Here is a 12,048-nt window from a genome sequence, read left to right as displayed (position 1 = left end):
CGAGCAGATCGGCCCGAACTTGCATGGCTGAACCGGGGGAGACTTGTGATGGCAGCGGTCTAATGCCGATGCCCGGTTTTCGCCTCCCTGCCTTCGACTACACGTTACAGCCTCCGGCAGGGCGCCGGCTCCCGCCTGCCCGCGAACGTCTCGCGAAACACCCCGGCGACGGAAGCGGGAGGATTTTAGGCACGGGGCCGGGAAGCGGGGATGAGAGATCGGATAAGTGATTGATATGGCTTAACTCGGCGCTGTTTTGCTCCGTTGAGGCACCATGCACTCGATCGGATATTGCATCAGCATATCCCGATTTCGCATTGTCGGACCCGCCTCTACTCTGCAGATGGGATACTGGTCACATTTACCGTAACGTACTTCCGTATTGAGCCCCGCAAGCATTCACTCCGGATGACGCATCAAGATCGGAGGAGGCCTGCCATGAGGTCTATCGCGCTACTATGCATGCTGCTGCTCGCCGGTCCGGCACTTTCGGCAGATAGGACCGCACGGCAGGTGTTCGACCAAGAGATCGAGCGGAATGCAGTCCAGGCGGCCGTTTGGGGCATTCCCGTCGTCAACTACGATCTGATGCGGCAGGAGATGCTTGAGAAGACGCCCGGCAAGGTCGGACAGGTCATCTATTGGGGCCGCCCGCTGGACTGGAGGAACCAGACGCTGACGCCCAATCCGGACGCTCTCTACTTCATGGTTTTCTTCAGCACGAAGGACGGCCCCGTCGTTCTCGATCTGCCGCCGGCGGAGGAAAAGGCTTCCTTCAACGGCAATATCGTCACCGCATGGCAATTGCCGCTCGAGGATGCCGGCCTGCTCGGATACGACAAGGGCAAAGGCGGCAAGTTTGTGGTCCTGCCGCCGGGTTACACGGACAAGCTTCCGGACGGGTTCATTCCGCTGCAGTCCGAGGTCTACGGCGGCTACATGCTGTTTCGTTCGAACCTTGCGAGCCATGGTGATGCCGATGTCCACGCCTCCATCGACTACGGCAAGAAGCTGAAAGTCTATCCGCTGTCGGCCGCCGCCAATCCGCCGGAGACCGTTTTCTCCGACGTGAAGGACGTTCTGTTCGATTCCACGATCAGATGGGACGCGAGCTTCTTCGACAATCTGAACCGTGTCGTACAGGAAGAGCCGTGGATCTCCCGCGACCGCGTGATGATCGACCAGCTGAAATCGATCGGCATAGAGAAAGACAAGCCGTTTGAGCCCGATCGCCACACCAAATCCCTGCTGACCAAGGGCATCAAGGAGGCCGAGGCCCTACTGGAGGCGAAATACGATGCCGGTCTGCCGCCCTTCTTCAGCGAGAAGAGCCGCTGGACCTTCCCGGCCTATCCCGATCTCATCAAGGCCATGCAATCTGATTTCGCCGAACAGGACGCCTATCCGGTCGATCATCGCGGCGTTGCCTACAGCTATGCCTATATCGGCATCAAGAGGCTCGGGGCCGGTCAGTTCTATGCGATCTCGATCCGCGACAAGGATGGCAATGCCTTCGACGGCGGCAAGACCTATCGTCTCCATGTGCCTGGCAATGTTCCCGTCCAGCAATATTGGTCGGTGACGGCCTATGACCGGCAGACGCACGCGCTGATCAAGAATGTTGCGCGTGCCAGCCGTTCGTCGCAGATTCCGGAACTGGTGAAGAACGGAGACGGATCCGTCGATCTCTATTTCGGTCCCAAGGCCCCCAAGGGCAAGGGCACCAATTGGGTGCCGACCGATCCGAAGCGGCAGTTCGAACTGATGTTCCGCGCCTACGGCCCGACGAAGGAGTTTTTTGACAAGAAGTGGGTGTTGTCGGATGTCGTCAGGGTCGCCGCGCCCTAGGTGTCAGCACGAGGGCCCATTTATGACTGGCATCGTGAGCCAAGAGCTCCCATGACGGATACAGAAACGATCATTATCGGTGCGGGACCGGCAGGATTGGCCTGCGCCGTGGCGCTGCAGGCGCGTGGACGCCCGTTTCTGGTGCTTGAGAAAGGCGACACGCTGGCTGCCTCCTGGCATCGCCACTACGACCGCCTTCGGCTGCATACCCACAAGATACACTCGGCTCTGCCGGGAATGCCAATGCCACGGCGGTTTCCGAAGTATCCCTCGCGGCTGCAGGTGATCGAGTATCTCGAAACCTACAGCTCCTCGAACGACATCGAGGTCAGGTTCGGTGTGCGCGCGACGACGATCCGCAAGGACAAAACGTGGATTGTCGAGAGCTCCGAGGGGACGTTCCAGGCGAGCAATGTCATCCTCGCGACCGGGCTTTCGAACGCGCCGATAAGGCCGACCTGGGAGGGGCAGGCGCTGTTTTCGGGCAAGCTTCTGCACTCCTCGGAGTTCCAGAATGCCGCGGAGCTTGCAGCCGAGCGGGTCCTCGTCGTCGGCTTCGGCAACTCGGCCGGCGAGATTGCGCTCGAATGCGCCGAGGCCGGCCTTCATGTCGCCATGTCCGTGCGTGGTCCGGTCAACGTCGTGCCGCTCGAGCTGTTCGGCGTGACGACCGCCAGCATTGCCATCGCCCAGCGGTTCCTTCCCTATCGCCTGGTCGATGCGGTGAACGCGCCGATCCTCAGCCTGCGTTTCGGGGACCTCGGGGCGTTCGGAGTGGAAAGGGCAAGAGGCGGGCCGCTGGCCGGCATCATCGAAAGGGGCCGCACGCCGATGATCAACATCGGCACGATCGAGCGGATCAGGTCGGGGGACATCAAGGTGTTCCCCGCCGTCACGAGTTCCGACGATCGCCAGGTGCAATTCGCGGATGGCCGCTCCGGCATTTTTGACGCGATCGTCCTTGCGACGGGCTACCGGCCGGGGCTCGAGGCACTGCTGCCCGATTTCGAGCAACGATTTGGCGGCGCCGACGGTCCAGCGCGCGGAGATCTCCAGCCGGCGAATGACGGCCTCTACTTTTGCGGCTTCACCGCCGTTCCAACCGGCCTCCTCCGGGAAGTCGGACTTGAGGCGGAGAAGATCGCTGCCTCCATCGCCGGAAAATGATGCGTCGTCCACCGTCCGATCTGACCGTCGGCTCTGTGTTGTGGAGCCTGCAACGGTTGGAGCAGCCGTTCAGGCTGGCGTCAGACGTGCTGCCTACACGAAGCGCGGGCTGCAACGGAGAGGCTGATTTGATGAACAGGTACGCATGGTACGCTCTCGCCGCATCTGCCGCGATCGCAATTACTTCGCCGTCATGGGCGGCTACGACTGTGAAGGTAACCGAAGGCGGTGAGGGCGGCGGGCCGATGACCCTGACGCTCGACCAGGCCACGATCAAGGCAGGGGAGACGATCTTCGCGGTTCACAACGACGCGATGACAGAGGAGCACGAGATGGTGCTCGTCAAGCTGAAGTCCCCGGATCAGAAGGTGCCCTTGATTGCATCAAGGCACAGGGTCGACGAGAAACAGCTCAAAGGCATCGGCGAGGTCTCGGACCTCAAGCCGGGAGCGGACGGGCAGTTGAAAACGAAGCTCGCGCCCGGCGCCTACCTGCTCTTGTGCAATATCAAGGGGCACTATGAGGCGGGCATGCAGGCCAGCCTTACCGTGACCAAGTAGCTGCGAGATCGAAAAGCCAGCCGAAAGCACCGCTGGCTTTGATGACAGGTGCCAGAGGCGGCTTACGCCGCCTCTTTCTCCTTTGCGTAAGGGTCGAAGCGGCCGTAGAAGGTCTCGCCCTTGGCCGCCATGTCCTCAAGCAGCGCCGTCGGCTTGAAGTGTGCACCGTAAGCTTCGGCTAACGTTTCACATAGCGCCACGAAGGCCTTCACGCCCATCCCGTCGACGTAGGAGAGCACGCCGCCGGTATAGGGCGCGAAGCCGAAGCCGAGGATGGAGCCGACGTCGGCCTCGCGCGGATCGGTGACGATGCCCTCCTCGATGGTGCGGGCTGCCTCCAGTGCGATGGTGACGAGGAAGCGCTGCTTCAGCACCTCGACATCGACGTCTTCCGCCTTCTTCTGCGGGTAGAAGGTCTTCAGCTCGGACCAAAGCGACTTCTTGGCCGGTTTCGCCGGATAGTCGTAGAAGCCCTTGCCGTTCTTGCGGCCGCGGCGGTCGAGCTCGTCGACCATCTTGTTGATCAGCGCCATATGTTCAGGATCGACGGCGGCTTCGCCGAGATCGGCGACGGTGGCCTTGAGGATTTTCTGCGACAGATCGATCGCCACCTCGTCGTTCAATGAGAGCGGGCCGACCGGCATGCCGGCCATCTTGGCAGCATTCTCGATCATCGCGGGCGGGACGCCCTCGATCAGCATGTCGTAGGCTTCGTGGATATAGCGGAAGACGCAGCGGTTAACGAAGAAGCCGCGGGTGTCGTTGACGACGATGGGCGTCTTCTTGATTGCGGCGACGTAATCGAGTGCCACCGCCAGCGCCTTGTCGCCGGTCTGCTTGCCGAGAATGACCTCCGTCAGCATCATCTTCTCGACCGGCGAGAAGAAATGCACGCCGATGAAATCGGCAGGGCGCTTGGAGTTCTTGGCAAGGCCTGAAATCGGCAGGGTCGAGGTGTTGGAAGCGAAGATGGCGCCTTCCGGCAGCACGGCTTCAACCGCCTCGATCACGGCCTTCTTGACCTCACGGTCTTCGAACACGGCTTCAATGACGAGATCAGCATCCTTGAGGTCGGCATAGTCCGCGGACGGGACGATGCGCGAAAGCAGCGCCGCACCCTCATCATGCGTAAGGCGTCCCTTACCGATAGAGTCCTTCACCAGGCCTTCACCGACGCCCTTGCCCTTGGCCGCCGCTTCGATGTCGCGGTCGATGAGGGTGACGGGGATGCCGGCGGCGGCGGTCACGTAGGCGATCGAGGCTCCCATGAAACCGGCGCCGACGACACCCACTTTCTTCAACTCCGTTTTCGGGATTCCGGCGGGGCGGCGGGCCCCTTTGCCGAGCTCCTGCATGGAGATGAAGAGCGAACGGATCATCGAGAAGGCTTCGTTGGTCTGCAGGATCTCGGTGAAATAGCGCTGTTCGATCTTGAGGCCGGTGTCGAAAGGCACCTGCAGGCCTTCATAGACGCATTTGAGGATGGCGAGCGCTGCCGGATAGTTGCCGGAGGTTTCGCGGCGCAGGATCGCGGGGGCTGCCGGCCAGAGCTGGGCCGCCGCAGGCGTCCAGATGCCGCCGCCGGGCGCCTTGAAACCCTTTTCGTCCCAAGGCGCGACTGGCTTGAGGCCGTCCTTGATCATCTGCTTGGCTGATGGGATCAGCTGATCCGGTTCGACCACCTGATGCACGAGGTTCATCGCCTTGGCGCGTGCTGCTGTCAGCGACTGGCCTGTTGTCATCATCTGCAGGGCCGACTGGGCGTCCGCCAGGCGCGAGACGCGCTGCGTGCCGCCGGCACCGGGGAAGATGCCGACCTTGACCTCGGGCAGCGCGATCTTCACCGACTTGGCATTCGAGGCGACGCGGCCATGGCAGGCGAGCGACATTTCGAAGGCGCCGCCCATGCAGGTGCCGTTGATTGCCGAAACCCAGGGTTTGCCTGAGGTTTCGACTTTGCGGAAGAGGCCGGTCATGCGGCCGACGAGATCGAACAGCTTCTGCGCAGCGCCATCGGTGTTGGCGGCCTTCTCATGCTGATAGAGCGAGAACATCGACTTGATCATCGAAAGGTCCGCGCCGCCCGAGAAGCTCGACTTGCCCGAGGTGATGACCGCGCCCTTGACGGCGCCGTCGGCAACGACGGCATCGACGATGGCGTTGAGCTCGTCCATCACCTCCTCGGTGAAGACGTTCATGGATTTGCCGGGCATGTCCCAGGTCACAAGGGCGATGCCATCCGCGTCGGTTTCGATGGTGAAGTTCTTGTAGGTCATCGTCTCTCTCCCTTAGACGCGTTCGATTACCGTTGCCGTGCCCATGCCTGCGCCGATGCAGAGCGTGACGAGCGCGGTGTTGAGGTCGCGCCGCTCCAGTTCGTCGAGCACCGTGCCCAGGATCATCGCGCCGGTGGCGCCGAGCGGATGGCCCATGGCGATGGCGCCGCCGTTGACGTTGATCTTGTCGTGCGGGATCTCGAAGGCCTGCATGTAGCGCAGCACGACAGCGGCAAAGGCTTCGTTGAGTTCGAAGAGATCGATATCCGCAAGCGTCATGCCCGTGCGCTTCAGAAGCTTTTCGGTGACATCGACCGGGCCGGTCAGCATCAGCGCCGGGTCGGAGCCGATATTGGCGAAGGCCTTGATGCGGCCCCGTGGCTTGATGCCCATACTCTCGCCGCCTGCTTTCGAGCCGAGCAGCACGGCAGCCGCGCCATCGACGATGCCGGAGGAGTTGCCGGCGTGGTGGACATAGTTGAGGCGCTCGATTTCCGGATGGGCCTGGATCGCGACGGCTTCGAAGCCGCCCATCTCGCCCGGCATCTGGAAGGAGGGGTTCAGGGCTGCCAGCGCCTGCATATCGGTGCCTGGGCGCATGTGCTCGTCATGGGCAAGGATAACAAGGCCGTTCTGGTCCTTGATTGGGATGACGGAGTTCTTGAAGTAGCCCTTCTCCCAGGCATTCGCCGCGCGCTTCTGGCTCTCGACCGCATAGGCATCGACGTCGTCGCGCGAAAAGCCGTACTTGGTGGCAATCAGATCGGCGGAGACGCCCTGCGGCATGAAATATGCCGGGAAGTTCACCGACGGATCCATGAACCAGGCGCCGCCGGACATGCCGAGACCGACGCGCGACATGCTTTCGACGCCGCCAGCGATGACGATGTCATCGGCGCCCTGGGCGATCTTCGCCGCGCCGAAATTGACGGCGTCGAGACCGGAGGCGCAGAAGCGGGAAATCTGCATGCCGGGCGCCTTGGTGGAATAGCCCGCCTCGAAGGCGGCACCGCGCGGAATCACCGCGCCTGCTTCCATGACGGGATCGACGCAGCCCATGACGATGTCGTCGACGGTTGCCGTATCAAGCCCGTTGCGATCGCGGATCGCTTCCAGCGTCTTGGCGGCAAGCCGCACCGACGGCACCTCGTGCAGCGAGCCGTCTTTCTTGCCGCGGCCGCGTGGCGTGCGCACGTGGTCGTAAATGAAAACCTCGGTCATTCCTCTATCTCCCTATCGGCGGCAAGCGCCGTTGAACTCAAAAGGCCTCGGCGGCCAAGGTCATCATCGTTTCCGCGCCGGTCTCGATGCGGGCCTTGCGCAGTGCCGTTCCCGGCATGATCCGCTCCATGAAGAAACGGGCGGTGATCAGCTTGTTACGCAGGAATGTTTCGCGTTCGGTTTCTCCAGCGGCAAGGCCATCATTGGCAGCCTTGGCCATCTTTGCCCACATGTAGCCGAGCACGACAAGACCGAAGAGATGCATGTAGTCGGTGGAGCCGGCGCCGGCATTGTCGGGCTTGGCCATGGCGTGCTGCATGAACCACATGGTCGCCGCCTGCACGTCGTTCAACCCCTTCTTCAGGTTCTTGGTGAAGAAGGCCATCTGTTCTTCGTTGCGGTTCTCCTCGCAGAAATCGCCGATTTCCTTGAACAGCGCCATGACGGCGCGGCCGCCGTTCTGGCCGAGCTTGCGGCCGACGAGGTCGAGCGCCTGAATGCCGTTGGCGCCTTCGTAGATCATGGCGATGCGCGCGTCGCGCACATACTGGCTCATGCCGTGCTCTTCGATGTAGCCGTGGCCCCCGAAGACCTGCTGGGCCATGACGGCGTGGTCGAAGCCCTTGTCGGTCAGCACGCCCTTGAGGATCGGGGTGACGAGGCCGAGGATGTCGTCGGCCGTCTGACGCTCCTTCTCATCCGCCGAACGGTGGGCGATGTCGGATTTCAGCGCCGTCCAGAGCAGGAAGGCGCGGCCGGCCTCGTTGAAGGCACGGATCGTCATCAGCGAGCGGCGGATGTCGGGATGCACGATGATCGGATCGGCCTTTTTCTCCGGCGCCTTCGGGCCTGACAGCGAGCGGCCCTGGATGCGCTCACGGGCATAGTTGACCGCGTTCTGATAGGCGACTTCGGAGATCGCCAGCCCCTGCAGGCCGACGCTGAGGCGTGCCTCGTTCATCATCACGAACATGGCGCTGAGACCCTTGTTCTCGGCGCCGATGAGGAAGCCGGTTGCCCCGTCATAGTTCATGACGCAGGTGGCGTTGCCATGAATGCCCATCTTGTGCTCGATCGCACCGCAGGAAACCTGGTTGCGCGCACCGACCGTGCCGTCCGCCTTGACCAGGTACTTCGGCACGATGAACAGCGAAATGCCCTTCGTGCCTTCAGGTGCGCCCTCGATGCGCGCCAGCACCAGATGCACGATGTTGTCGGTCATGTCGTGCTCACCGGCCGAGATGAAGATCTTCTGGCCGGACAGCTTGTAGCTGCCGTCTGCCTGCGGCACCGCCTTGGTGCGCAGCAGGCCGAGATCCGTGCCGCAATGCGGTTCGGTGAGGTTCATGGTGCCGGACCATTCGCCGGAAACCATCTTCGGCAGATAGGTCTGCTTCTGCTCGTCCGAGCCATGCACGAAGATCGCCGCGATCGCGCCCTGGGTGAGCCCCGGGTACATCATCAGCGACATGTTGGCGGAGGAGGTGTATTCGCCGACGGCAGCATGCAGTGCGTAGGGAAGACCCTGGCCGCCGAATTCCTCGGGAACCGCAAGGCCAGTCCAGCCGCCCTGGCAATAGGCATCATAGCCGCCCTTGAAACCATCGGGCACCGAGACCGAGCCGTCTTCATGGCGCACGCAGCCTTGCTGATCGCCGGAATAGTTCAGCGGGAAGAGCACTTCCTCAGCAAGCTTTGCCGATTCTCCGAGAATCGCCTCGATCATGTCGGGCGTCGCGTCGGAAAACCCCGGAAGATTGTTGTAGCGTTCCAGGCCGAGCACGTCGTTCAGCACAAAAAGCGTGTCGTTTACCGGGGCCTTATAGACTGGCATCGTTCGAATTCCTCCAATTCGGCACGCCGGACGAAGCCGGCATTTGAGAGTCTCTTACAAAATATTGACGTTTGCGTAAACGTCAAATTTCGCGCTTGCTCGAATTTGTGATGCGATTGTGTGGTGCGGTGTCTGGAAGGGCCGACCGGGAACGTCCTTGGGGTGTCGAACCTTTCATCAGAGCATCAAGGAGGAGACAATCCATGCTCAAGGTCAGTTCGAATCTCTGGTTTGAGAAGGACGTCCAGCGGGCCGTCGAATTCTATGTGGCAACGATCCCGAATTCGTCCATGGGGCGCACGACCGTGCTTCCGGCCGAGACGCCGAGCGGCCCGCCCGGCAGTGTCGTCATCATCGAGTTCAAGCTCGGGCATCAGGATTTCGTGGCTATGCAAGCCGGTCCGCTTGATGCGTTCAACCATGCCTTCTCGGTCTCGGTACAATGCGAGACGCAGCAGGAGATCGACCGGATCTGGAGCACCTTCCTGGAGAACGGCGGCGTGGAGGAGCAGTGCGGCTGGCTGCGGGACCGCTGGGGCCTGTGTTGGCAGATCGTTCCCCGCGTGCTGAGTGAGATGATTGCCGATCCCGACCAGGAGCGCGCCAAGCGTGTCACCGAAGTCTTGCTCGGCATGGTCAAGCTCGATATCGCGAAGCTTGAAGCAGCCTACCGGTAGCTCTTGATGGCAGTTTTCGGTCGTGGTGGTGCCGGAACGGCAATCTTTTGGGTCGTGTGCGGGCGTTGAAAAACGCCCGCAACTCTCGCCTTCCCGCACCACGAAGCCGTCGCGGCCGGTGGCCTTGGCCTGATAAAGCGCGCTGTCGACGTTACGAAGAATATCGATCCGCGTCGTCCCGGCATGCGGTGCAACGGCGCCGCCGCCGCTGATGCAGGCGCGTACGTCGATGTCCTCGATCTTGAAGGGTTCGCGGAAAGCCGATACCAGCCGTTCGGCAACCGATGATAATGCGATCGCGTTCGGGGGATTGGGAACAAAGGCGGCGAATTCGTCGCCGCCCATGCGCACGGCGATATCGCCGGATCGGATCACCGTGCGGATGCGGTTTGCGGCCTCTCGCAGAGCCTCATCGCCGGCGTGATGGCCAAGCATGTCATTTATGCCCTTGAAGCCATCCATGTCGAGATAGAGCGCTCCAAAGGTCTCGTTGGCCGTCAGCGCGGCTGTTTCTCCGTCATCAATGCGTCGGCGCGTAAAATGATGCGATGGCGCCTAAGGGCAAGTGCATAGCGGCGTCCTAAATGTGGACAACGCCCACACTGCGACACTGGAAACGATCATGTTTCCAATGCCGTGCGTGAGGCTTTCGTCTAAGCTTTGCCGGAACTGTTTGCTTCCGGGGGAAGACAGGCTAGATTTCACAAGGCAGACTGATGGAAGAGCTTTGGAGGAGCGATTTTATGAGACGGATGTGGCCGGAGGAGTTCAATTCCATTCTTGATGGAGCCGAGGAAGTCACGCTGGACCTGCCGGCGGTGGAGCACGAAGACGGCTCACGCAGCGAGGCGGTGAGCCGCAAAGCCCTGAAGGTCCGCATGTCCATGGAGGACTACGAGCGCATCTGGCCGCTGGCCGAAATGCGCTACCGTCTCGACGGCAAGATGGCCGGCAAGGCGATCACCTTGATCACCACCAATCCGCACTATCATCGCTGGCACCCCGCCGATGGCGGCAGCGTCGACAATGTTTCCGACAGCGGCCGCCGCTACACGACGAAGTATGTCGTCGTGCACTTCCTGCTCGACGATGTGAGGGAAACGGCGGCGGCCTGAGCCGCCGCTAGGCTCTAAGTTCGCGCGGCGTCCAATGCCTGTTGCAGGTCGGCGACGAGATCGTCCGGATGCTCGATGCCGATCGACAGGCGTATGGTCGATTCCAGGACGCCGATCCGCTGGCGAACGTCGGCCGGCACACCCGAATGCGTCATCGTCGCCGGATGGCTGGCTAGCGATTCCGTGCCGCCGAGGCTGACCGCGAGCTTGAAGATCTGCAGGGCGTTCAGGAACTTGAACGAGGCCGGCTGGCCGCCAACGATATCGAACGAGAAGGTTGATCCCGCACCGCTGCACTGCGCCGCGAAGGTGCGCCCGACGGGCGAACTGGCGTCGTGATAGGGCAGGTAGTGGATCCCCTCGACCTTTGGATGCTCGCGCAGGAAGTCGGCAACGACGCGGGCGTTGTTGTTGGCCCGCTCCATGCGGATCTGCAGGGTCTCCAGCGAGCGGCCGAGCATCCAGCAGGAATGCGGGTCGAGCTGGGTGCCGATGGCGCCGCGCAGCGCCTTGACCTGCTTCATGACGGCCTTCGAGCCAAGTGCGGCGCCGGCGATCAGGTCCGAGTGGCCACCGACATACTTGGTCAGCGAGTAGAGCGAGATATCGGCGCCGTGCTCGATCGGCCGCTGGAAGACGGGGCCAAGCAGCGTGTTGTCGCAAGCAATAACAGGCGTGTGTCCCTGTTTCCTGCCGATCCTTTCTGCGACACGGCGGATCATTGCGACGTCGACGAGGCTGTTTGTCGGGTTGGCTGGCGTCTCGACAAGGATGACAGACACCCGGCCCTTGGCCATGGCTTGTTCCGCAGCCGCTTGCACCGATGCCTCGCTGACGCCATCGGCAAAGCCCACCGCCGCAACGCCGAGATTGAGGAAGGTCTTGGCCAGCAGGGTTTCCGTTCCACCGTAGAGCGGCTGGGAGTGGAGCACGGCATCGCCGGGACGAACGAAGGCCAAGAGCGTCGTGGCGATCGCCGACATACCTGACGAAAATAGGGCGCAGCTTTCTGTTCGCTCGTAAACGGCAAGCCGGTCCTCGACGATCTCGCTGTTGGGATGATTGAAGCGCGAATAGACGAGCCCTGCACCTTTGCCGGCGGGCGGCTCCTTGCGGCCGGAGACGTAGTCGAAGAAGTCGCGGCCGTCCTCGGCGGACTTGAAGACGAAGGTCGACGTCAGGAACACCGGTGGCTTTACCGCCCCTTCCGACAATTCCGGATCGTAGCCATAGTTCAGCATCTGCGTTTCGGGATGCAGGGCGTGGTTGCCGATATGAGTCTTGGAAGGATGCGGTGCGGTCATTGTCGTTTCCTCGAGAGATGCGGCGTGATGCTCGCAAATTATATCA

The 12,048-nt window shown here is 61.9% G+C and carries 9 protein-coding genes and 1 pseudogene; 5 read left to right on the top strand and 5 right to left on the bottom strand.

The window, feature by feature from the left end; all coding sequences use genetic code 11:
* The first annotated feature begins 438 nt into the window (after positions 1-438).
* The 3 genes from AS026_RS27465 (at position 439) to AS026_RS27455 (ending at position 3,575) form a co-directional block, all read left to right on the top strand.
* Positions 439-1,848, top strand: a complete 1,410-nt coding sequence (locus tag AS026_RS27465; protein ID WP_062373238.1) for a DUF1254 domain-containing protein — start codon at positions 439-441, stop codon at positions 1,846-1,848.
* 51 nt (positions 1,849-1,899) lie between these two features.
* Positions 1,900-3,015: a flavin-containing monooxygenase gene (locus AS026_RS27460; RefSeq protein ID WP_062373235.1), complete on the top strand. Its 1,116-nt coding sequence runs from the start codon at positions 1,900-1,902 to the stop codon at positions 3,013-3,015.
* Positions 3,016-3,146: 131 nt separating this feature from the next.
* Positions 3,147-3,575, top strand: a complete 429-nt coding sequence (locus AS026_RS27455; RefSeq protein WP_062373474.1) for a plastocyanin/azurin family copper-binding protein — start codon at positions 3,147-3,149, stop codon at positions 3,573-3,575.
* A 62-nt stretch (positions 3,576-3,637) separates the two neighbouring features.
* Here the strand turns inward: AS026_RS27455 and AS026_RS27450 are convergent, their stop codons facing one another.
* The 3 genes from AS026_RS27450 to AS026_RS27440 are packed head-to-tail and all read right to left on the bottom strand — an operon-like array spanning position 3,638 to position 8,906.
* Positions 3,638-5,851, bottom strand: a complete 2,214-nt coding sequence (locus AS026_RS27450; protein WP_062373232.1) for a 3-hydroxyacyl-CoA dehydrogenase NAD-binding domain-containing protein — start codon at positions 5,849-5,851, stop codon at positions 3,638-3,640.
* A 12-nt stretch (positions 5,852-5,863) separates the two neighbouring features.
* Complete coding sequence (locus AS026_RS27445; RefSeq protein WP_062373229.1) at positions 5,864-7,072, bottom strand: acetyl-CoA C-acetyltransferase; 1,209 nt, start codon at positions 7,070-7,072, stop codon at positions 5,864-5,866.
* 37 nt (positions 7,073-7,109) lie between these two features.
* Positions 7,110-8,906, bottom strand: coding sequence for an acyl-CoA dehydrogenase C-terminal domain-containing protein (locus AS026_RS27440; RefSeq protein WP_062373225.1), 1,797 nt, complete (start codon positions 8,904-8,906; stop codon positions 7,110-7,112).
* A 203-nt stretch (positions 8,907-9,109) separates the two neighbouring features.
* Between AS026_RS27440 and AS026_RS40610 the strand changes: the two genes are divergently transcribed.
* Positions 9,110-9,583, top strand: coding sequence for a VOC family protein (locus AS026_RS40610; protein ID WP_082728617.1), 474 nt, complete (start codon positions 9,110-9,112; stop codon positions 9,581-9,583).
* Between the two features lie 96 nt (positions 9,584-9,679).
* On the opposite strand, the pseudogene AS026_RS27435 reads toward AS026_RS40610, so the two are convergent.
* A pseudogene (locus tag AS026_RS27435) lies at positions 9,680-10,108 on the bottom strand (GGDEF domain-containing protein); the annotation flags it as partial.
* A 218-nt stretch (positions 10,109-10,326) separates the two neighbouring features.
* On the opposite strand from AS026_RS27435, the gene AS026_RS27430 reads away from it, so the two are divergent.
* On the top strand, positions 10,327-10,698 hold the full coding sequence (locus AS026_RS27430; RefSeq protein WP_082728615.1) for a hypothetical protein: 372 nt from the start codon (positions 10,327-10,329) through the stop codon (positions 10,696-10,698).
* Positions 10,699-10,712: 14 nt separating this feature from the next.
* Here AS026_RS27430 and AS026_RS27425 read toward each other — a convergent pair whose 3' ends face one another.
* Positions 10,713-12,002 carry a cystathionine gamma-synthase family protein gene (locus tag AS026_RS27425; protein WP_062373218.1) on the bottom strand — a complete coding sequence of 430 codons (1,290 nt, stop codon included), beginning with the start codon at positions 12,000-12,002 and terminating at the stop codon, positions 10,713-10,715.
* Between the last annotated feature and the right edge of the window lie 46 nt (positions 12,003-12,048).

The organism is Rhizobium altiplani (genome assembly GCF_001542405.1).
In the GTDB taxonomy this organism is placed as follows: domain Bacteria; phylum Pseudomonadota; class Alphaproteobacteria; order Rhizobiales; family Rhizobiaceae; genus Rhizobium; species Rhizobium altiplani.
The sequence above is the reverse complement of the archived record's forward strand: the minus strand, read 5'-3'. Positions and strand labels throughout refer to the sequence as shown.